The sequence below is a fragment of the Luteibacter sp. 621 genome (assembly GCF_050435445.1).
Classification (GTDB): Bacteria; Pseudomonadota; Gammaproteobacteria; order Xanthomonadales; family Rhodanobacteraceae; genus Luteibacter.
On record NZ_JBNDKI010000017.1, the window covers coordinates 102,732 to 121,715 of the forward strand.

The 18,984-nt window shown below is 65.9% G+C and carries 23 protein-coding genes; 12 read left to right on the top strand and 11 right to left on the bottom strand.

All coding sequences use genetic code 11. The features are described 5' to 3' along the window. Positions 1 to 21 precede the first annotated feature (21 nt). The 4 genes from ABIE56_RS16950 to cysK form a co-directional block, all read right to left on the bottom strand. Positions 22 to 423 carry a hypothetical protein gene (locus ABIE56_RS16950; protein ID WP_429244965.1) on the bottom strand — a complete coding sequence of 134 codons (402 nt, stop codon included), beginning with the start codon at positions 421 to 423 and terminating at the stop codon, positions 22 to 24. Continuing rightward, entirely contained in the window at positions 420 to 1,124 is a 705-nt protein-coding gene (locus tag ABIE56_RS16955) for a hypothetical protein (RefSeq protein WP_429244966.1), read from the bottom strand. The genes ABIE56_RS16950 and ABIE56_RS16955 overlap by 4 nt, the downstream gene beginning before the upstream one ends. An 87-nt stretch (positions 1,125 to 1,211) precedes the next feature. Continuing rightward, a complete protein-coding gene (locus tag ABIE56_RS16960) occupies positions 1,212 to 1,688 on the bottom strand; it encodes a hypothetical protein (protein WP_429244967.1) in 477 nt (158 codons plus the stop codon). Positions 1,689 to 1,925: 237 nt separating this feature from the next. Beyond that, a complete protein-coding gene (cysK, locus tag ABIE56_RS16965) occupies positions 1,926 to 2,882 on the bottom strand; it encodes a cysteine synthase A (RefSeq protein WP_429244968.1) in 957 nt (318 codons plus the stop codon). A gap of 78 nt (positions 2,883 to 2,960) precedes the next feature. Here cysK and ABIE56_RS16970 point away from each other — a divergent pair, with 78 nt between their 5' ends. The 4 genes from ABIE56_RS16970 (at position 2,961) to ABIE56_RS16985 (ending at position 7,249) form a co-directional block, all read left to right on the top strand. Beyond that, a complete protein-coding gene (locus ABIE56_RS16970) occupies positions 2,961 to 3,311 on the top strand; it encodes an EF-hand domain-containing protein (protein WP_429244969.1) in 351 nt (116 codons plus the stop codon). Positions 3,312 to 3,368: 57 nt separating this feature from the next. After that, positions 3,369 to 4,556, top strand: coding sequence for a cation:proton antiporter (locus ABIE56_RS16975; RefSeq protein ID WP_429244970.1), 1,188 nt, complete (start codon positions 3,369 to 3,371; stop codon positions 4,554 to 4,556). After that, positions 4,549 to 5,808: a TCR/Tet family MFS transporter gene (locus ABIE56_RS16980; protein ID WP_429244971.1), complete on the top strand. Its 1,260-nt coding sequence runs from the start codon at positions 4,549 to 4,551 to the stop codon at positions 5,806 to 5,808. The genes ABIE56_RS16975 and ABIE56_RS16980 overlap by 8 nt, the downstream gene beginning before the upstream one ends. Before the next feature lie 73 nt (positions 5,809 to 5,881). Further along, positions 5,882 to 7,249 (top strand): diguanylate cyclase, encoded by a 1,368-nt coding sequence (locus tag ABIE56_RS16985; protein WP_429244972.1) that lies wholly within the window; start codon positions 5,882 to 5,884, stop codon positions 7,247 to 7,249. Between the two features lie 56 nt (positions 7,250 to 7,305). Here ABIE56_RS16985 and ABIE56_RS16990 read toward each other — a convergent pair whose 3' ends face one another. Next, positions 7,306 to 8,001, bottom strand: a complete 696-nt coding sequence (locus ABIE56_RS16990) for a VIT1/CCC1 transporter family protein (RefSeq protein ID WP_429244973.1) — start codon at positions 7,999 to 8,001, stop codon at positions 7,306 to 7,308. Next, entirely contained in the window at positions 7,998 to 8,600 is a 603-nt protein-coding gene (locus ABIE56_RS16995) for an FUSC family protein (RefSeq protein WP_429244974.1), read from the bottom strand. The genes ABIE56_RS16990 and ABIE56_RS16995 overlap by 4 nt, the downstream gene beginning before the upstream one ends. A gap of 102 nt (positions 8,601 to 8,702) precedes the next feature. Between ABIE56_RS16995 and ABIE56_RS17000 the strand changes: the two genes are divergently transcribed. Next, entirely contained in the window at positions 8,703 to 9,212 is a 510-nt protein-coding gene (locus ABIE56_RS17000) for a DUF1993 domain-containing protein (protein ID WP_429244975.1), read from the top strand. Between the two features lie 148 nt (positions 9,213 to 9,360). Here ABIE56_RS17000 and ABIE56_RS17005 read toward each other — a convergent pair whose 3' ends face one another. Together ABIE56_RS17005 and ABIE56_RS17010 are read right to left on the bottom strand one after the other, a co-directional pair. Further along, complete coding sequence (locus tag ABIE56_RS17005) at positions 9,361 to 10,122, bottom strand: ABC transporter permease (protein WP_429244976.1); 762 nt, start codon at positions 10,120 to 10,122, stop codon at positions 9,361 to 9,363. Further along, a complete protein-coding gene (locus ABIE56_RS17010) occupies positions 10,119 to 11,069 on the bottom strand; it encodes an ABC transporter ATP-binding protein (RefSeq protein WP_429244977.1) in 951 nt (316 codons plus the stop codon). Before ABIE56_RS17010 ends, ABIE56_RS17005 begins: the two co-directional genes overlap by 4 nt. Before the next feature lie 135 nt (positions 11,070 to 11,204). Between ABIE56_RS17010 and ABIE56_RS17015 the strand changes: the two genes are divergently transcribed. The 5 genes from ABIE56_RS17015 to ABIE56_RS17035 all read left to right on the top strand — a co-directional run bounded on the left by ABIE56_RS17015 (position 11,205) and on the right by ABIE56_RS17035 (position 15,311). Continuing rightward, positions 11,205 to 11,696 carry a DUF1993 domain-containing protein gene (locus ABIE56_RS17015; RefSeq protein ID WP_429244978.1) on the top strand — a complete coding sequence of 164 codons (492 nt, stop codon included), beginning with the start codon at positions 11,205 to 11,207 and terminating at the stop codon, positions 11,694 to 11,696. Further along, a complete protein-coding gene (locus ABIE56_RS17020; RefSeq protein WP_429244979.1) occupies positions 11,693 to 12,277 on the top strand; it encodes a DNA-3-methyladenine glycosylase I in 585 nt (194 codons plus the stop codon). The genes ABIE56_RS17015 and ABIE56_RS17020 overlap by 4 nt, the downstream gene beginning before the upstream one ends. A gap of 97 nt (positions 12,278 to 12,374) precedes the next feature. Beyond that, positions 12,375 to 12,650 (top strand): DUF2188 domain-containing protein, encoded by a 276-nt coding sequence (locus tag ABIE56_RS17025; protein WP_429244980.1) that lies wholly within the window; start codon positions 12,375 to 12,377, stop codon positions 12,648 to 12,650. 40 nt (positions 12,651 to 12,690) lie between these two features. After that, positions 12,691 to 14,787, top strand: a complete 2,097-nt coding sequence (gene dinG, locus ABIE56_RS17030; RefSeq protein WP_429244981.1) for an ATP-dependent DNA helicase DinG — start codon at positions 12,691 to 12,693, stop codon at positions 14,785 to 14,787. Next, positions 14,784 to 15,311: a HutD/Ves family protein gene (locus ABIE56_RS17035; RefSeq protein ID WP_429244982.1), complete on the top strand. Its 528-nt coding sequence runs from the start codon at positions 14,784 to 14,786 to the stop codon at positions 15,309 to 15,311. The genes dinG and ABIE56_RS17035 overlap by 4 nt, the downstream gene beginning before the upstream one ends. 59 nt (positions 15,312 to 15,370) lie before the next feature. On the opposite strand, the gene ABIE56_RS17040 is transcribed toward ABIE56_RS17035, so the two are convergent. Beyond that, entirely contained in the window at positions 15,371 to 15,784 is a 414-nt protein-coding gene (locus ABIE56_RS17040; RefSeq protein ID WP_429244983.1) for a hypothetical protein, read from the bottom strand. A gap of 80 nt (positions 15,785 to 15,864) precedes the next feature. Between ABIE56_RS17040 and ABIE56_RS17045 the strand changes: the two genes are divergently transcribed. Further along, complete coding sequence (locus ABIE56_RS17045) at positions 15,865 to 16,395, top strand: lipocalin family protein (RefSeq protein ID WP_429244984.1); 531 nt, start codon at positions 15,865 to 15,867, stop codon at positions 16,393 to 16,395. Between the two features lie 145 nt (positions 16,396 to 16,540). Further along, positions 16,541 to 16,885 (top strand): YchJ family protein, encoded by a 345-nt coding sequence (locus tag ABIE56_RS17050; protein ID WP_429244990.1) that lies wholly within the window; start codon positions 16,541 to 16,543, stop codon positions 16,883 to 16,885. A gap of 118 nt (positions 16,886 to 17,003) precedes the next feature. Here the strand turns inward: ABIE56_RS17050 and ABIE56_RS17055 are convergent, their stop codons facing one another. Both ABIE56_RS17055 and ABIE56_RS17060 read right to left on the bottom strand, forming a co-directional pair. Next, positions 17,004 to 17,798: an SDR family NAD(P)-dependent oxidoreductase gene (locus ABIE56_RS17055; RefSeq protein ID WP_429244985.1), complete on the bottom strand. Its 795-nt coding sequence runs from the start codon at positions 17,796 to 17,798 to the stop codon at positions 17,004 to 17,006. Between the two features lie 193 nt (positions 17,799 to 17,991). Next, complete coding sequence (locus tag ABIE56_RS17060; protein ID WP_429244986.1) at positions 17,992 to 18,753, bottom strand: NRDE family protein; 762 nt, start codon at positions 18,751 to 18,753, stop codon at positions 17,992 to 17,994. Between the last annotated feature and the right edge of the window lie 231 nt (positions 18,754 to 18,984).

Consider the following 18,984-nt stretch of genomic DNA (forward strand, 5'->3'; position numbering starts at 1 on the left):
GGGCGGTGAGGCGACTGGGCCCTAGCCCACGCGCTCAAATCGCCGGCTCTCCGAGCGCCATGGCACGATATAGATGCCGGGCCTACGGAGCGTAGAGCACGCATTTATCAACCTGGGCCACCAGTGGACAAGGCGCGAAGCCTTCTCGAAGAACGTGTGTGGCGACCAACTTTTTGAAAGCACGAAAACGATTAGATTGCCTTCCGTGATGGCGTCTCGCTCGTCCTGGCTTTTGTGATGGTAGTCGTGGGACACATGAACATCGACGCCGAACAAGCACGCCTTCGAGAGAATCCACGTATCGGCGGTCCCTCGCTCGTGCATGCTCGTGACATGGACAACCTGGTGTCCGATGTCCTCAACGAGGCAATCCAGGGCGCGAGCGAGTGCTGGCGCGATGTTCTCGTCAATCTGAGCCTTCACAACGCACAGGCCCGTTTCTCGAAGCGCACGGCCGCACGCACCTCCGCCTCAGTGATCTCGTACTGCCACGCAACGAACTTGGCGTCTTCCTTGTCCGCCTTAAACGCTGTGGCAATGGCGATGGTCGGGACACCGGATTCCGTAAGGATGGGATCCCCGGCGCGCCTATTAGGATCCAGCACGATGACCTGGCTGCGCGCCACGGGAAACCAACGCGTGATCTGGCCATCGCCACCCACTTCCAGGCCTCGGCGAAGCGTTGCTCCTGATACCAGGCTGAGGACGCGCCGCCGGGCATCTTCGTCCAATCGTGTGAGGCTGACGCCTTCGACAGCGAGCGCTTCGCGGAAGATTTGCTTTCCGAGACTTCGGAAGCCATCACATGAAAGCGGATATGGCACCCGTAATTGCGCACGCCCCAATTCCAGCGTGCGACGTATGACCGGCAACGTGGCCCCTGCACTACGCATGGCGCGAACGAACCGAAGCTCGACCAGGTCGCGGAAGCTAAGACCTTTTCGACGCCACGTGAGCAGCTCGGAATTCCACAGTGGCACGGGGCCGCCTTCCTTCGGCTGTGGGGTATAGGCTCGAATCCACCGGCGAAGATCGCGCGGTGTTGCGCCGATATAGCGCGCGGCATCCCAGAACGAATAGATGCCGAGACCAAAGGGAAAAGGGCGGGGTTCAAAGGTTTTCATGCGCGTATCGTAAGGACTACGCGCATGCGACCGAATCAGACAACTACCCGATGTCGTGTAGGAATCCCTCTACAAAGGAAGTCGTCGTCAGTACAGGCCGGTTTCACCCGGTACCGGGTTGTCTTCACCCGATCCGTCCAGCGCATCGCCTGACGTATTCGTTGCGCGGTAGCGCGTGGGGTCGTGTTCGTCGTGTTCCAGCGACGCGCGCTGTTTCAGATCGTGGCGGCGCAGCAGCCATGCTGCGGTTAACGCTGCCACGCCCAGGCCGGCGCCGATGGCAATCGATGTCCGGGGGTGGTTGCGCACCTGCTTACCTGCGAGCAACGCAGCGCGGCTGGCCTGCTTACCGGCACGTGAAACAGCACCCGAGGCTTGCGTACCTGCGCGAGACACCGCTTTTGATGCCTGCGTGCCCACGCGTGACGCGACGATGCCAGCGTGTCCGGCATACTGCCGCGCCGCACCGGTGAGCTCCCGGGTGCGGTCATGGGTGATGGCGCCTGCCAGGCGCTGGGCGCGGCCACCAAGTTCCGCCGTGAGGCTTTTGCGGAATAGGGTCATGGGGGTGGTCTCCTTGGGCTTGCTGAGGAATCCACCGTGCCGAAAACGATGTGATGGTGGTGCGTGCGGGATGTTCGTTTGCCGTCACCGGTTCAGCTAACGCCATGTAGGAGCGGGGGGGGGGGGGGGGGGGGGGGGGGGGGGGGGGGGGGCGCGGCGCCCCCCCCCCCCCCCCCCCCCCCCCCCCCCCCCGCTCCTACAAGTGCAGGGCATGCGCGCGGTAGCGGGACATGCGGCCTAGCCCAGGCTATTGAGCCACTCCTCGTCGGTGCCCTCGTTCACGCCCTCGAACAGGAACGTGGAGAGGTAGCGCTCGCCGGTATCCGGGAGCATGGCCAGGATGACGCTGCCTTCGGCCGCGCCCTTGGCGAATTCCAATGCCGCGGCCACGGTGGCGCCGGCCGATACGCCCACGAACAGGCCCTCTTCCGCGGCGAGGCGGCGCGCGGTATCGCGGGCCACGGTCTCGTCCACCGGGATGTCATGGTCGAAGATCTTCCGGTTCAGCACGCCGGGCACGAAATCCGGGGTCCAGCCCTGGATCTTGTGCGGCGACCACGGCTTATCCTGCAGGAGCGGCGCGGCGGTGGGCTCGCAGGTCACGATCTTGACCTCGGGCCGTGCCACCTTCAGTACCTCGCCCACACCGGTGAGGGTCCCGCCCGTGCCCCAGCCGGTCACGAACGCATCGAGCCGGCGGCCGGCGAAGTCCTGGAGGATCTCGGCGGCGGTGGTGCTGCGGTGGTAGGCGGGGTTGGCCGGGTTTTCGAACTGACGGGGCAGGAACCAGCCGTGCTTCGCGGCCAGTTCCTCGGCCTTGCGGACCATGCCACTGCCACGCTCGGCGGCCGGGGTGAGGATCACCTTGGCACCGTAAGCGCGCATCAGCTTGCGCCGTTCGATGGAGAACGAGTCGGCCATCGTTGCCACGAACTTGTAACCCTTGGCGGCGCAAACCATGGCCAGCGCGACGCCGGTGTTGCCCGAGGTAGCCTCGATCACGGTATCACCGGGCTTCAGCAGCCGCTTCTGCTCGGCATCCAGGATCACGGCGATGGCCAGGCGGTCCTTCACCGAGCCACCGGGATTGAACGATTCGACCTTGGCGTACAGACTCACGTGCGGCGGGGCCACGCGGTGCAGGCGCACGATCGGCGTGCGGCCAATCGTGTCGAGAATGCTCTCGTAGATCATGGAAGTTTCCCAGGCTGGACACAGTTCTCCGAGAGTACGCCGCTCCACCCACCGCGACAAACACCCCGGAAGGCATAGATGTTTCGACGCTACCCCGGCCTGCTGGCCGCCCTCGCGCTAGTTACCGCCATGAGCGCCGCTGCGCAGGATTTCCCCCGCACGCCGAAGGAATACCTGCAGCGCATGGACACCAACGGCGACGGCAAGGTGGATGAAGCCGAGTACGTCCGCTACATGAGCCAGGGCTTCATGCGCATGGACGTCAACGGCGATGGCGTGATCGATGCGAACGACGGGCCGATGCGCCCGGGGGCGCGTCCCATCCACCTGGACGAGTTCCAGCGCAACCTGATCCAGCAGTTCCATAAGCTGGACGCCAACCATGACGGCTTCCTCAACGCCCGCGAGCTCGCCCAGCCGCCACGCTAGGCCCGATTGGCGCGCGGGCCACGGTCCGCTACCCTCACCCGATCCTGGGGAGGACCAATGAGCACGACCGAACTATTCCTGATCGCGATGGTGATCATCCTTGGCGTGCCGTACCTCATCTGGCGCGTGTTCCGCACCGATTACTGGGCACCGCTGGTGGTGGTCCAGATTCTCACCGGCATCCTGCTCGGGCCGGGCGTGCTCGGCAAAGCGTTTCCCGATTATTACGCCACGGTGTTCGCGCCGCCGGTCATCGGCGCGCTGAACGGCATCGCGTGGTGGGCTGTCATGTTGTTTGTCATGATCGCCGGCATTGAACTCGACCTGCGCGAGGTGTGGCGCCAGCGTAAGGAGTGCGGCACCACGGCCGCGCTCGCACTGGGCGTACCACTGGCCGCCGGCTGCCTCGCGGCGCTGGGGCTCATGGCGTGGCGTGGCGGGTGGATGGGCGAGAGCACGCAACCGTGGCAGTTCGTGCTCGGTATCGGCATGGCATGCGCGGTTACCGCGTTGCCCATCCTTATCCTTCTGATGGAAAAGCTCGATATCCTGCGCTCACCGCTAGGGCAGCGCGTGCTGCGCTATGCGAGCCTCGACGACATCGCGATCTGGGCCGTGCTGGCCATCCTGCTGCTGGACTGGAAACGGGTTGGCCATCAGGCTGCCTTCCTCGCCATTTTCGCGATAGCCGCATGGGCGTTCCGCGCCTTGATGGAACGGCTAAAGGAATCCGATCGCTACTACGTCAGCCTGGTGTGGCTTGCCGCGGTTGCTTACGGCGCCGACTGGTGCGGCCTGCACTTCATGGTGGGTGCGTTCCTTGCCGGTGCGGTAATGGAACGCGACTGGTTCAACCTGGAACGGCTGGATGGGCTGCGCCACAACGTCCTGCTTGTGATCATGCCGATCTATTTTCTCTCGACTGGCCTGCGCACGAACTGGAACATCGGTGGCACCGCCGTGTTCGTCGCGGCTGCCGTGCTGCTGGTGGCCTCGGTGCTCGGCAAGCTCGCTGGCGTGGGCATCGCGGGCAAGCTCCTCGGCTGGAAGCGTGGTGATGCATGGCTGGTCGGTTGGCTGTTGCAGACCAAGGCACTCATCATGATCATTTTCGTCAACGTACTTCTCGATAAGCACATGATCACCAGCGAAACATTCACCGCCCTGCTGCTGATGGCGGTCGCCAGCACCATGATGACCGTGCCAATCGTGGCGCCAAGGTTGAAGGCGCTTGGCTATGTCTGATGGTGTGCACACGCCTTTGCCGCAGCCCGTGCGGCGGGCGGCCGTGGCGTTCGTGTTCGTCACGGTGCTGATCGATATCCTCGCCTTCGGCATCATCATTCCCGTGCTGCCGCACCTCATCGAAACGATGACCGGCGGCACGCTGAGCAACGCGGCGTGGTGGGTGGGTGTATTCGGCACGGTGTTCGCCGCCGTGCAGTTTTTCTCGTCGCCGATCCAGGGTGCCCTGTCGGACCGGTTCGGGCGCCGGCCGGTCATCCTGCTTTCCAACCTGGGCCTTGGCCTGGATTTCGTGCTGATGGCGCTCGCGCCGTCGCTCTGGCTGCTGTTCGTGGGCCGGATCATTTCCGGCATGACGGCGGCGAGCTTCACCACCGCGAACGCCTACATCGCGGATGTCACGCCACCCGAGAAACGCGCCGGTGCGTTCGGCCTGCTCGGCGGCGCCTTCGGCATCGGCTTCATCATCGGGCCGGCCCTGGGTGGGTTCCTGGGCGGCATCGACCTGCGCCTGCCGTTCTGGGTCGCGGCCGGGCTGGCGCTGGCCAACTTCATGTATGGCTTTTTCATCCTGCCCGAATCGCTGCCGCCGGAACGCCGGGCCGCCCGCTTCGAACCGCATACCGCCCACCCCCTGGGTGCGCTGCGCTTGCTGCGGTGCAGCCCCACGGTATTCGGCCTGGCCATCGTCGTGTTCCTGTTCTATCTGGCGCACTACGTGCTCCAGACCACCTTTGTGCTCTACGCGGATTACCGCTACCACTGGGGGGCGCAGGCGGTGGGCTTCGTGCTGGCCCTGGTCGGGGCCTGTGATGGCTCGGTGCAGGCCTTCCTGACCGGCAAGCTCACCACCCGCTTCGGTGAACGGCCGATCCTGATCACCGGCCTGGTCTTCGGCACGCTGGCGTTCGCCGTGATGGGCCTGGCCAGCACGGGCTGGGTCTTCCTGATCGGTATTCCCTTGATGTCGCTATGGGGCCTGGCCGGGCCGCCGATGCAATCGATCATGACCCGGTGCGTCTCGGCCGACCAACAGGGCCGGCTGCAGGGCGCCATTACCAGCCTGGGCAGCTTCGCCGGGATCTTCGGGCCCTACCTGTTCGCGCAAATCTTCGCCTTCTCGATCGCCCCGGAGCGCCAGGTCCACGTCCCGGGCATCGCGTTCCTGCTCGCCGCCGTGCTGATCGCCGCCGGGGCGGTGGTCGCGGCGCGGGCAACCCGCTGGATGGCGGCACCGGCGGATCCGCCATAAGGCAGATCGAAATATCCAAGTTTCATCGTATGATGCGCGACGTACTTGAGAAACTTCACGCGACGGTTGGGGCGTGCGTTTGGACAACCAGCTCTGGGAAAGCAAATACCGCGAGGCCGTTGACCGGCTTACCCGCGAAGAAGCCCAGTGGCGGGCCGTGGAGTCCGTGCTTCGCCAGCTGGTAGCAAGCCTTACCCGCGCCGCGCATGGCGCGCACGATCAGGTCGATCCGCACATCGAGCGCCTGACGGCGGCCCTGTCGGCCGGGCAGGCCGATGCCATGGTGCTGGAAACCCTTTCGAACAGCCTGCGCGATGCCCTGGAGGGCCTGGCGACGCGGCCGTTGCGCAGCCCCGAAGAACGCGCCATCCCGATCACCCGACCGCAGCGGGGCGAGTACGGTTCCTCCGTGCAATCCGCCCTGCACCGCCTGGTCGACCGTATCGTGGTCCAGCCGAAGCTGGCCGACCGCGCCAACGACCTGCGCCGCGACGTGGCCGATGCCAGCGACCTGGTCGCCCTGGCGACCTGCGGCGATCGCCTGGCCGACATGATCAACGAGCAGCGGATCGGCATGCAGCGCGAGATCGATGCGCTGCAGGCGGTACTGCGCCACGTGGCCAGCCGTCTCGATGAGATGACCCAGTACATGGCCCGCGAGCTGGCGGACCAGTCCACCGGCGAGGCCAATGGGCAGGCGCTGGACGCCTCCGTGGCGCACGAGATGCGCCTGCTCGGCGAGGCGATCCTCGAAGCCGAAGATGCCCATGAGCTGCGTGAGCGAGTGAACGCCAGCCTGGAAACCATCGCGGCGTGTTTCCGCGATTTCCGCGGCCGCGAGGGCTCGCGCCTTACCGCCTACCGCGAGCGCGCCGAGAAGATGCGCCAGCGCGTGGAACAGCTTGAAACCGAGCGCAATGCGCTGCAGCGTTCGCTGGAGCGCGAGCACGAGCTGGCCCAGACCGACACCATGATCGGCATGCCCAATCGGCTTGCCTATGAGAAGCGGATCGAAGCCGCGTACGAGAGCTGGCTGACGACCTCGCGTCCGCTTTCCATCGCCGCCATCGATATCGATCACTTCAAGAGCGTGAACGATACCTACGGCCACACAGCCGGCGATGCGGTGTTGCGCGTGATTGGACAGGCGCTGCTGAAGCACGTGCGCCCGGTGGATTTCGTGGCCCGCTACGGCGGCGAGGAATTCATCGTCATCTTCGATGGCGCCGATGAAGCCGAATCGCTACAGGTGTGCGAGCGCCTGCGTGGCAAGATCCAGCACCTTGCCTTTCACGCCAGCCGCCAGCCGGTACGCGTGACCGCCTCGATCGGCGTGGCGCAGTTCCGTGCCGGCGATACGCCACAGGCGGTGTTTGAGCGCGCCGACCTGGCGCTGTATACCGCGAAGAACGGTGGGCGCAACCGCTGCGTGGCCGGGTAGCGATCCCCACCCAACCGGCGCAGGCCCTTGTAGGAGCGCGCTTGCGCGCGATGCTCTTACGCGGCAACCCCGAACACCCGCCCCACCAGCGCCGTAAGCGCCATGGCCGCCGCACCCCAGAACACGATGCGCGCCACCCCGCGCCACACTGCGGCACCCGCCAGGCGCGCTGACACCGCGCCCAACACCGCCAGCGCCAGCAACGAAACGACCACGGTCACCCGCGCCATATGCTCACGCGGTGACACCGCGGTCGCGATGATCGGCACGATGGCGCCCACGGCGAAACTGACCGCTGACGCCGCGGCGGCCTGCAACGGCCGTGCCGCCGTCGCCGACGACAAGCCCAGTTCATCGCGCGCATGCGCTTCCAGCGCGTTGTGCGCCATCAGCTGCTCCGCCACCTGGTGCGCCAACTCACGATCCAGGCCACGGTGCACGTAAATCTCGGTGAGTTCCTTGTGCTCGCCGGTGGGGTCTTCGTGCAGTTCACGCTGCTCGACCGCCAGTTCGGCGCGTTCGCTATCCGCTTGCGAACTCACGGACACGTATTCGCCCGCGCCCATCGACATGGCACCGGCGACGAGACCCGCCACGCCGGCGATCATGACGTTCGACGCCGCCGCCTCCGCCGAGGCGACGCCCACGAGCAGGCTGGCCGTGGAAAGAATGCCGTCGTTAGCGCCCAGCACGGCAGCACGCAGCCAGCCCAGGCGGTCCAGCCGGTGGTGTTCGGAATGTTTGCGGCTCAACCGGGTTCCCCTTCTGCCTTTTCTTCCACGCGGTGTTCCAGGCGCGATACCAGCCAGCCTACCGCCAGCGCGCAGGCCGTGCCGCAGATCACCTCACCCAGGCGCCACGCAGCCACCTCCCAGCGTGGGCCCGCCGCCGGTACGAGCAGCACGATGGCCGAGGTGATGCCGCCGATGCGCGCGGCCGCGCCCGCGTTGGCGGTCCAGCAGGCCAGTGTCACCAGGCCCAGCGCGACCGCGAACGAAAGCAGGTCGCCATCGCCGCCGATCCACAGGCCCAGCATGCCGGCGATGCCGCCAAACGTGGTGCCCAGCACGCGGTCGCGCCCGGAATGCTGGGTATCGCCGTAATGCGGCTGGGTCACGGCGATCGCACTGATCGCCGCCCAGAACGCCTCCTCCGGGTTCAGCAGGAAGCCGACGCCATAGGCGAACGTGGAAGCGAGCACCGCCTTGAAGGCCATGAAGGCGCCCACGCGCATGCGTGATGCGAGCGGGAGGCCGCGAAAGAGCTGGTCGAGCAGGCGCTGGGCCCGCCGTACCCGCCGTAGCGCGCGGGTCTCCTCTTCGGGGGGCTTGTGGGCTTCAGGTTCGGTCATGGCTGCATCGTAGCTTCCCACGCCGTCGACGGGCCGCCAACACACAAGCACAATACGCGCGCCCCGGCCGCCGGCCGGCCCACCCCAAAGAGCCCGACCTCCATGTCCATCACGATGTACCAGACCACCGTCCCCGTCCTCGTCCGCGCGCTGACCAACCTTTCCGGCGTGCTGAAGAAGGGTGCCGACCATGCGAAGGAACGCAACATCGCCGAAGAGGTGCTGCTGAATACCCGCATCACCCCGGATATGTTCCCGCTGATCCGCCAGGTGCAGATCGCCACCGACATGGCCAAGGGCGCAGGCTTCCGCCTGGCCGGCCAGGAAGCGCCGGCCATGGCCGACGACGAAACCACGTTCGAACAGCTGCAGGCGCGCATCACCAAGGTGATCGACATGCTGAAGGGCTTCACGCCGGAGCAGATCGACGGCAGCGAAACCCGCGACATCGTGCTGAAGATGCGCTCGGGCGAGATGCACTTCAAAGGCCAGGCTTACCTGCTCGGCTTCGTGCTGCCCAACGTGTATTTCCACTGCACCACCGCGTACGCGATCCTGCGCGGCGTCGGCGTGGTGCTGGGCAAGTCCGATTTCATCGGCAAGCCGGAATAAGCGGCTGCGTTACCTGTAGGAGCGCGCTTGCGCGCGATGGGTGCTCGCGGCAAGGCCCATCGCGTGCAAGCACGCTCCTACACAAGACCTGCGCAGGCTCTTGTAGGAGCGTGCTTGCACGCGATAAGCCAACGCAGCGGTGAAGCCGCTAATTCTTCAACTTCCACCCCGTGCGGAAGATCCACCACACGATCCCCAGGCACACCAGCATGAACCCCACGGTGGCCGAGACGCTCACCACCACGTTCACATCGGCCTGCCCGTAAAAGCTCCAGCGGAACCCGTTCACCAGGTACACCACCGGGTTGAACAGGGTCACCTTCTGCCAGAACGGCGGCAGCATGTTGATGGAGTAGAAGCTGCCACCCAGGAACGTGAGCGGCGTGATCACCATGAGCGGCACCACCTGCAGTTTCTGGAAATCATCCGCCCACAGGCCGATGATGAAACCGAACAGGCTGAAGGTGACCGCGGTGAGCATCAGGAACGCGACCATCCACACCGGGTGCATGATCTGGTAATCGACGAACAGGCGCGAGGTCACCAGGATCAGCGCACCCAGGATCATCGACTTCGTCGCCGCCGCACCCACATAGCCCAGCACCACTTCGACATAGTTCACTGGTGCCGAAAGCAGCTCGTAGATCGTGCCGGCCCACTTGGGCATGTAGATGCCGAACGACGCGTTCGAGATGCTCTCGTTGAGCAACGACAGCATGATCAGGCCGGGGATGATGAACGCGCCGTAGCTCACGCCACCGATCGCGCCCATGCGCGAGCCGATCGCCGCGCCAAACACGATGAAGTACAGCGAGGTCGAAAGCACCGGCGAGGCGATGCTCTGGGTAAGCGTGCGGAACGTGCGGGCCATCTCGAAACGATAGATGGCGCGGATGCCATGGATATTCACAGGCCACCTCCCCTGACAAGGCTCACGAAGATATCTTCCAGCGAACTCTCGCTGGAATGCAGGTCCTTGAAGTCGATACCCAGCGCGCCGAGCTTCTTCAGCAGTTCGGCGATGCCCGTGTCATCGGATTGCGTATCGAACGTGTAGGTCAGGCACAGGCCATCCTTCGACAGTTCCAGCGGCCAGTGCTCCAGCCCTTCGGGCACGCTTTCCAGCGGTGCCTGCAACGACAGGGTCAGCTGCTTCTTGCCCAGCTTCTGCATCAGCGTGTGCTTGTCTTCCACGAGGATGAGTTCGCCGTGGTTGATGACGCCGATGCGATCGGCCATCTCCTCGGCTTCTTCGATGTAGTGCGTGGTCAGGATGATGGTGACGCCCGATTCGCGCAGGCGGCGAACCATCTGCCACATGTCGTGGCGGAGCTCCACGTCCACACCGGCCGTGGGCTCATCGAGAAACAGCACACGCGGCTCGTGCGACAACGCCTTGGCGATCAGCACGCGGCGCTTCATGCCGCCGGAGAGCGCCATGATCTTCGAATCCTTCTTCTCCCAAAGGGAGAGCTCGCGAAGGATCCGCTCGAGGTACACGGGGTTGGGTGCCTTGCCAAACAGGCCGCGGCTGAAATTCACGGTGGCCCACACGGTCTCGAACGCATCCGTGGAGAGCTCTTGCGGCACCAGGCCGATGAGGCTGCGTGCCGCGCGGTAGTCGCGGACGATATCGTGGCCATCCACCGTTACGCTGCCGCCGGTGCCGTTGACGATGCCGCAGATGATGCTGATGAGGGTGGTCTTGCCGGCGCCGTTAGGACCGAGCAGCGCGAAGATTTCACCGCGCCGGATCTCGAGGTCAACGTTCTTCAGCGCCTGGAAGCCGGTCTTGTAGGCCTTGGAAAGGCCGCGCACCGCGACGATGGCGTCGGGCGCGTGATCGGTGGGGGACATGGGGGGCCGTTGGTTGCGGGGTTGGCGGGTGATGGTAGTCCCTTGGATGGGATGGCGCACGGGCCTTGAAGGCGGCCCCTACCCGCCCCACCATCCACGGATTACCCGCCCGCGGGTCACCCAGGAGCCACCGCCATGAGCATCTCGCTGCACGAAGCCTCCGCCGCCGCCTACATCCGTGGCTTCCGCGTCCTTGCCGATCTGCTGGCCAAGGCCCGCGACCATGGCGGCGATGCCCTCATCGAACAGCGGCTCGCGCCGGACATGCTGAACCTGGCCGGCCAGGTGCAGCGCGCCAGCGATACCGCCAAGTTCGGCGTTGCCCGCGTGGCTGACGTGCAAGCGCCGTCGTTCGAAGACAACGAGACCACGATCGACCAGTTGATCAAGCGCATCGACGACACCGTGGCGTGGATCAAATCGGTTCCGGCCGAGAAAGTGGATGCTGGCGCATCGCGCACGATCACGCGCAAGTTTGGCCAGGCGGAGAAGACCTTCACCGCCAGCGAGTACCTGATGGTGTTCGCCCTGCCCAACTTCTATTTCCACATCACGACCGCGTACGACATCCTGCGCCACAACGGCGTGGGCGTGGGCAAGCTGGATTACCTCGGCTTCGCCGGATGAGTGATGGCCTGGCGCGCTGCGCCTGGGGCGATGCCGACGACCTCATGCGCGGTTACCACGACCGCGAATGGGGCGTTCCCGAGCGCGATGGCCGCAAGCTGTGGGAGAAGCTGATCCTGGATGGCTTCCAGGCCGGGCTGTCGTGGCGGACCATCCTGGCCCGCCGCGATGGCTTCCGCGCCGCCTTCGAAGGCTTCGACCCCGACGTGGTCGCCGCCTACGGCCCGCGCGAGGTCGAACGCCTGCTGGCCGATCCCGGCATCATCCGCTCGCGCAGCAAGATCGGCGCGGCGATCAATAACGCGAAGGCGTACCTGGCCATGCGCGAGGCAGGCGAGGATTTCGCCACGTTCTGCTGGGATTTCGTCGGGGGTGAGCCCGTGGCGTGGGATGGCCCGGTGCCGCCCAACAGTCCGCTTTCCGAACAGGTCTCCAAGGCCTTGAAGAAGCGCGGCTTCACCTTCGTGGGGCCGACCATCGTGTTCGCCTGGATGGAGGCCACTGGCCTGCTCAACACCCACGCGCCGGACTGCTTCCGCCGGGCGGAATTGCTTCGTAAACCCTTGCGCAACAAGGGTTAATGAATTTTTTAGCCGTTCCAGCGTAGCGTGGAACCCAAGGGGCCGCATCGGCCGCCCCGGCTCGTCAGGCATACCCACCGACATACGCGAGGGTTCCATGGCATCGAGTTCCGCCCAACTGTTTATTCCGTACAGCGAATCGACACAGGGACCGTGGATCGTCCGCCGCGCCTCCGTGCCACTGGGCACCTACCCGACGCAGGCTGACGCCATCCATGCCGCCGAAGCGCTATCCCCCGGCCTCTCCGACAGCCTGGGCCGCCCCGTTGCGATCCACGTCCAGCACGCCGACGGCAGCTGGGAAGAGCACACCTGGGTCGTCGCCGGCCTGGTGGCCAGCGCGCCGCTCAGCCCGGCCATTCACGCACGCTGAGCCACGGGGTGAGACCCCGATAAGGTAACCTTGGTGGGCTATGCTCACCGAAGATACCAAAGCCGCGATCCGCGCCGCCTATGCGCGGCTGAAGGACGGCCTGGCGGGGTTCCGCGGGCGCCCGTCGCAGCTGAAGATGATCGCCGAGGTCGCCAAGGCGCTGGCTGAGCCGGCGGGCGCGGCCGTGATCGAGGCCCCTACCGGTACCGGTAAATCCATGGCCTACCTGATCGGCGGCCTGGAAGTGGCGCGCGCCCAGAAGAAGAAGCTGGTGATCGCCACCGCGACCGTGGCCCTGCAGGAGCAGCTGGTCCAGCGCGATATCCCCCAGTACATGAAGTTGTGCGGCGTGGAAGCGAAGGTGGCGTTGGCCAAGGGCCGCGGCCGCTACCTGTGCCCGCGCAACCTGCGCGCCGCCGGTGCGGAGCCGAGTGCCCAGGGCGGCTTTGAGTTTGATGCCGACGTGGCGCTGTGGTCACGACCGCCGGCCGAGCGCGATACCAAGGCGATCGAGAAGCTCGGCAGGGCCTTTGAATCGCACGAGTGGAACGGCGATATCGATACCAGCCCGGAGCCGCTGTCGGACCTCGTGCGCGGCATGGTGACCACCAGCGCCGGCGGCTGCACCGGCCGTAAGTGCAATGCCTTCGCCGTGTGCCCCTTCTTCGTCGCCCGCCGCGCCATCGGCGAGGCCGATATCGTGGTCGCCAACCAGGACCTGGTGCTGGCCGACCTGACGATGCCGCGCGACGAAGACACCTTCGGCGGCGTGATCCTGCCCAAGCCCGAGGACACGCTGTACATCTTCGACGAGGCCCACCACGTCCCCTCCAAGGCGATCGACCGTGGCGCGGCGGATGTACACCTGGCCAGCACGGTGCGCCGCATTGGCCGCCTGCAGAACCAGGTGCACGCCGCGTATTCGCTTACCGACAAGGAAAGCATCGGCAACCTCACGCTGGAATCCGGCGACGAGAAGATGCTGGAGATGTCGAACGCGCTGGAAGAGATCGAGCGCGAGATCCGCCTGTCGTGGACGCCTTCTTCCAACGAACTCGAACCTGTGTTTCGCGCATCGCTTGGCCAGCTTCCAGAGAACTGGAAGATCCACGCCTCGCACCTGCACGTGGTGACCCGCGATGTTCAGCGCTGGCTGCGTACCGTGCGCCGCACGGTGGTCGAGATGGACGCCGGTGGCCCGACCCAGCAAGCCCTATCGCGCGAATTGGGCATTGCGCTGGAGCGCCTGGATCGCCAGGTGCGCACGTGGTACGCGTGGTCGACCGAGGATCGCGAGAACGGGCCACCACTGGCGCGCTGGGTGAGCATGGGCTCGGATCAGTCGCTGATCTGCCACGCTTCGGCGGTGTCGGCCGGTGGCCTGCTGCGCACCGTGCTGTGGGACAACGCTTCGGCGGTCATCATGACCTCCGCAACGCTCAGCGCGGGCGGTAACTTCCGCGGCTTCGCCGATTCGGTCGGCCTGCCGAACGAAGCGGTGACGCTCAGCCTGCCTTCCCCGTTCGATCTGGAACGCCAGGCGAAGCTTGAAGTGCCTGCGTTCAACACCTTGCCGGATGACCGCGAAGGCCATGCGCGCGAAGTGGCGAGCTGGTTGGCCAAACATCTCGACTGGGATGCCGGCAACCTCGTGCTGTTCACATCGCGTGCCAAGCTTGATCGCGTGCTGCAGGTGTTGCCGATCGACCATGTGCGCAAGGTGCGCGCGCAGGGCTCGCTGGCGAAGGCTCAGCTCATTGCGGAGCACTGCGCGGATATCGAAGTGGGCAAGGGCAGCACGATCTTCGGCCTTGCCTCGTTCGGTGAGGGCCTGGATCTGCCGGGCAAGCTCTGCGAGACCGTCGTCGTCACGCAGCTGCCGTTCGCCGTGCCGACCGATCCCGTCGGTGCCACGTATGCGGAATGGCTGGAATCGCGCGGCCGCAACCCGTTTATCGAAGTGAGCGTGCCCGATGCCACGCGCATCCTCACGCAGTACTGCGGCCGCCTGATCCGTACGGAAACCGATACCGGGCGCATCGTGCTGCTTGATCGCCGCGTGATCACCAAACGCTACGGCACAGGCATGCTCCGCGCCCTGCCCCCCTTCGCCCGCGAGATCGAGCGCGTCGCATGAAGATCATCCGTTTCGACGAACTGAAGGCCGTGCCGTGGAAGAACGGCCTGGGCATCACGCGTGAGCTTGCCGTCGAGCCGCCGGGCGCATCGATGGATACGTTCGCGTGGCGGGTGAGCATCGCGGATGTCGATACGGCCTCGCCGTTTTCGACCTTTGCCGGGATCGATCGCACGATCGTATTGCTCGAAGGTGATGGGTTCACGATGGTGCTGGATGGCGAGCGCGAGCATGCGTTGACGACACCCTGCGCACCGTTCGCCTTCCCCGGTGAAGCCACGGTCGATGTACGCCTGGCCGGTGGCGCCACGCGCGACTTCAACCTGATGGTGCGCCGAGGCATGGGGGCCGCACGACTCACGGTTCTCCACGGCCCGGGCGAATTCGAAGGCGTAGCGATCGCCTACATCGCCGAAGGCAACGGCACGGCCGATGGCGAGCCGGTAACCAAAGGCGACTCCATCTTCGACGCCGGCCGCCTCACGCTCACCGCCAACACCCAAGCCATAGCAATCCACCTGTAGGAGCGCGCTTGCGCGCGATGGGCGCTTGCCGCAACACCCGATCGCGCGCAAGCGCGCTCCTACAGGGGCGCCGGTTCCTCAGGTTCCTCGGGCGCCTCGCGCCGCCACAAATCCACCGACGTCAGCTGGAACGGCACGGCAGGCACAGCCGCTTGCCAGCCTTCGATGCCGGGGAAGCGTTCCCTCAGGTCGATGATCACCTGCGCAAATCCTTTGTCGAACTCTGACAGGACCGCGCCCTGCCCCTCATCCACGTGGAAAAACACGAACACCGTGTCATTGGTGAACGTATCGCGGTTCCCCGCCTCGATCCGGTGAATCCGTGAAAGCGGTACCTCAACGGTATGCCAGGCATCCGGCCGGGCCACCAGCACGCCCGCTTCCAGATCGACATGGGCGGAACCACCGGGCGATAGCCGATCGCGCAGGCGCTTGAATAGCGAGCGTTTTTCGTCTTTCCCGTCGTGGTCCATGGAGCGGTCCCGGTGGCGCAATTTATTGAGGATTCACCCGTCATCGGCATCGTAGGCAGTCGCTTTAATGGAATCCAGCCATGCGTGACCTCCTCGCCGCCCTGAACCGGGCCATGGCCGCCCCCGGCATCGCCTCCACGCCGGTCACCGCCGTGGCCGATCTCGACCTGGAACGCTACGCTGGCGCGTGGCACGAGATCGCCCGGCTGCCCATGTACTTCCAGCGCAAATGCACCGGCAACGTCACGGCCCACTACACCCCGAACATCGACGGCACCGTGACCGTTGAGAACCGCTGCGACACGGCCGAGGGCCCCATCGCCAGCCGCGGCATCGCCCGCCGGCCCGAGGCCTATGCCCGCGGCAAGCTGGAAGTGACCTTCGTTCCGCCGTGGCTACGCTGGCTGCCGCTGGTGTGGGCGGATTACTGGGTGCTCGCGCTGGATGAGGATTACCAGTGGGCGATGGTGGGACAGCCTGGGCGGAAGTATCTGTGGATCTTGTCGCGCACACCAGAACTGGAAGGCAAGACGTTCGAGGCGTTGAAAGCCCAGGCAGTTGCGATGGGATACGACCTGTCGGCGTTGATCGTCTCTTCGCACGTCGCCTGAAGTGCCTGGCGCTTATGCACCGTGCGGACGTTTGCGTAGCCATCCAGCCGCAACCAGTTAGCATGTGCGCCTTCTGACTTTGCGAGTAGTTGGCATGGCCGCAACCAAAACCCCCTGCCCGTGTGATAGCGGTAAGCCTTACGACATGTGCTGCGGACCTTGGCATGGCGGCACACCCGCGCCCACCGCCGAGGCACTCATGCGGTCACGCTACAGCGCTTACGTGATGGGCTTGGCCGATTACCTCATAGCGACATGGCACCCCGGCATGCGGCCGACGGAACTGAACCTCGACCTGGGTGGCGCACCGAAACCCACCTGGCTTGGCCTGACCGTAAAGCGCCATGAAAACCCGACACCCGACACGGCCGTGGTGGAATTCGTCGCGCGCCTTCGCTACGGCGGTGGCAGTGCGAAGAAAATGCACGAGGTGAGCCGCTTCGTTCGCGAGGATGGGCGGTGGTATTACGTCGATGGTGATGTCGATTAGCAGACATGTAGGAGCGGGGGGGGGGGGGGGGGGGGGGGGGGGGGGGGGGGGGGGCCCCCCCCCCCCCCCCCCCCCCCCCCCCCCGCTCCTACCACGGCGGGTACGCCGTCAAGACGCTTTAGACGACCTGGCGGGCGACGCCGCCGTCGACGCGTACGGCCGTGCCGGTGGTGCCGCTGGCTTGTTCGGAGGCGAGGTAGACGGACATGTTCGCCACTTCCTCGACGCTCAGCAGGCGCTGGATCAGCGAGGTCGGGCGGTGGGTGCTGATGAAGTCCTTCTCCACTTCCGCCAGCGACTTGCCCTGGTCTTTCGCGATCTTGCCGAAGAACTCACCCACGCCTTCGGAGAGGGTCGGGCCCGGGAGCACGGAGTTCACCGTGACGCCAGTGCCGGAGAGGGTCTCGGCCAGGCCGCGGGCGACGGCGAGCTGCGCGGTCTTGGTCATGCCGTAATGGACCATCTCGGCCGGGATCTGCAGGGCGGATTCGCTGGAGATGAACTGCACGCGGCCCCAGCCACGATCGGCCATGCCCTTGGCGTAGTGGCGCGACAGTCGCACGCCCGAGTTCACGTTCACTTCGAAGAAGCGGGTCCATTCGTCGTCCTGGATCTCGAAGAACGGCTTGGGCTCGAAGATGCCGAGGTTGTTCACCAGGATATCGGTGTTCGGCACGGCCTTGATCAGGGCGGCGGCGCCTTCGGCCGTGCCAAGGTCAGCGGCGACGCCGGAGAGCTTCGCGTTCGGCACGGCCTTCTTGATGTCAGCGATGGCGGCATCGACACGGGCCTGGGTACGGCCGGTGACCACGACGCTGGCGCCAGCGGCCGCGAGGCCCTGGGCAATGGCCAGGCCGATGCCGGCGGTGGAACCGGTGACGATGGCGCTGCGCTTGGAGAGATCGATGTTCATGGGGTAGCTCCCGAGGAAAGTTGATAGACACATCGTCGGGGTAGCCGGGCCCCGGATCAATCGCTGGCCGGGCGAAAGACTTTTGCCCTGGCGCGAAGGATCGCCACAACCCGCACTGGCCATGGCCCCTGTAGGAGCGCGCTTGCGCGCGAGGGGGCTGCCCGCGAGCTGGCCATCGCGCGCAAGCGCGCTCCTACAGGGGCAGGTCTATGCGGGTTTCGCCGTCGGGCACCCCGTTGGGGCCGAAGCGGCGCTCGATGATCGTGGTGGCGTCATCGTGGCCGACCAGGATGACTGTGCTGGCGCGGGTGCCGTAGTTTTCACCCACGATGAATGCGCTGGAGAGGAAGCGCTCGCGTTCGATGCCGATGCCGGTATCGGGGAGCAGATCGTCCGGCCAGCGGCCCTGGTCGGAGAGCATGGTGAACAAGGCGTCGGTATCTTCGCGCTTGTCGTCCACCCACGCTTCCAGCCTGTGCACCAGTGCGCGCGTCTTCGGCCAGGGCGCATTGAAGTCCGCATTGGAAAGGCCGTGGACACCGTCGCTTACGCGTTCATACCGTGCATCGGGGTGGTTACCGAGGTAATACGCGCTGTCGTGGTCGAAGGTGAGCAGGTTGAACGGCCGGTAGTCGCGGGCCGTAGCGATGAGCTCAAGCGCATGCGCTGAAGCAGGCAGGTTAGAGCCGAGGTAATCAGCAACCAGCAAGCCGCGCGAAAGGCCGCTGTGGTCTGCCTTCAGATCGCGCACATTGGTGATGATGCTGGTACGTCCGTGGGGTGCGACACCGGCCCACGTGCCACCCGCTTCCAGATCGCGACCCGCCGCTATTTGCGGCGCTTCATCCCAATGCGCCAATGGCGCCGTCGGGCGGGCGTGGAATTCATCGCGGTTACCGAGCATGACGAGGCGCCAGCGCGGGTGCGCGCGCCAGGCGAAGGCGATCAGGCACATAGGCAGAAGGGGGCCGTGGAGGGCATGGCCCCTATTCTGCGCCAATTTCATCCATGCGTCCGCGCCCACACCGAAAGGCCACGCCCCTGTAGGAGCGGGGGGGGGGGGGGGGGGGGGGGGGGGGGGGGCCCACCCCCCCCCCCCCCCCCCCCCCCCCCCCCCCCGGGGGCCGGGGGGGGGGGGGGGGGGGGGGCCGCGGCCCCCCCCCCCCCCCCCCCCCCCGGGCCCCGC

What these genes read in the sequence shown, in the direction of transcription:
- ABIE56_RS17035 (WP_429244982.1), top strand. Translation starts at nt 14,784, where the DNA reads ATGAAGATCATCCGTTTCGACGAACTGAAGGCCGTGCCGTGGAAGAAC.
- ABIE56_RS16960 (WP_429244967.1), bottom strand. Translation starts at nt 1,688, where the DNA reads ATGACCCTATTCCGCAAAAGCCTCACGGCGGAACTTGGTGGCCGCGCC.
- ABIE56_RS16970 (WP_429244969.1), top strand. Translation starts at nt 2,961, where the DNA reads ATGTTTCGACGCTACCCCGGCCTGCTGGCCGCCCTCGCGCTAGTTACC.
- ABIE56_RS17015 (WP_429244978.1), top strand. Translation starts at nt 11,205, where the DNA reads ATGAGCATCTCGCTGCACGAAGCCTCCGCCGCCGCCTACATCCGTGGC.
- ABIE56_RS17020 (WP_429244979.1), top strand. Translation starts at nt 11,693, where the DNA reads ATGAGTGATGGCCTGGCGCGCTGCGCCTGGGGCGATGCCGACGACCTC.
- ABIE56_RS17050 (WP_429244990.1), top strand. Translation starts at nt 16,541, where the DNA reads ATGTGCTGCGGACCTTGGCATGGCGGCACACCCGCGCCCACCGCCGAG.
- ABIE56_RS17000 (WP_429244975.1), top strand. Translation starts at nt 8,703, where the DNA reads ATGTCCATCACGATGTACCAGACCACCGTCCCCGTCCTCGTCCGCGCG.
- ABIE56_RS16980 (WP_429244971.1), top strand. Translation starts at nt 4,549, where the DNA reads ATGTCTGATGGTGTGCACACGCCTTTGCCGCAGCCCGTGCGGCGGGCG.
- ABIE56_RS16975 (WP_429244970.1), top strand. Translation starts at nt 3,369, where the DNA reads ATGAGCACGACCGAACTATTCCTGATCGCGATGGTGATCATCCTTGGC.
- ABIE56_RS17055 (WP_429244985.1), bottom strand. Translation starts at nt 17,798, where the DNA reads ATGAACATCGATCTCTCCAAGCGCAGCGCCATCGTCACCGGTTCCACC.
- ABIE56_RS16995 (WP_429244974.1), bottom strand. Translation starts at nt 8,600, where the DNA reads ATGACCGAACCTGAAGCCCACAAGCCCCCCGAAGAGGAGACCCGCGCG.
- ABIE56_RS17025 (WP_429244980.1), top strand. Translation starts at nt 12,375, where the DNA reads ATGGCATCGAGTTCCGCCCAACTGTTTATTCCGTACAGCGAATCGACA.
- ABIE56_RS16955 (WP_429244966.1), bottom strand. Translation starts at nt 1,124, where the DNA reads ATGAAAACCTTTGAACCCCGCCCTTTTCCCTTTGGTCTCGGCATCTAT.
- ABIE56_RS17045 (WP_429244984.1), top strand. Translation starts at nt 15,865, where the DNA reads ATGCGTGACCTCCTCGCCGCCCTGAACCGGGCCATGGCCGCCCCCGGC.
- ABIE56_RS17060 (WP_429244986.1), bottom strand. Translation starts at nt 18,753, where the DNA reads ATGTGCCTGATCGCCTTCGCCTGGCGCGCGCACCCGCGCTGGCGCCTC.
- cysK (WP_429244968.1), bottom strand. Translation starts at nt 2,882, where the DNA reads ATGATCTACGAGAGCATTCTCGACACGATTGGCCGCACGCCGATCGTG.
- ABIE56_RS17040 (WP_429244983.1), bottom strand. Translation starts at nt 15,784, where the DNA reads ATGGACCACGACGGGAAAGACGAAAAACGCTCGCTATTCAAGCGCCTG.
- dinG (WP_429244981.1), top strand. Translation starts at nt 12,691, where the DNA reads ATGCTCACCGAAGATACCAAAGCCGCGATCCGCGCCGCCTATGCGCGG.
- ABIE56_RS17010 (WP_429244977.1), bottom strand. Translation starts at nt 11,069, where the DNA reads ATGTCCCCCACCGATCACGCGCCCGACGCCATCGTCGCGGTGCGCGGC.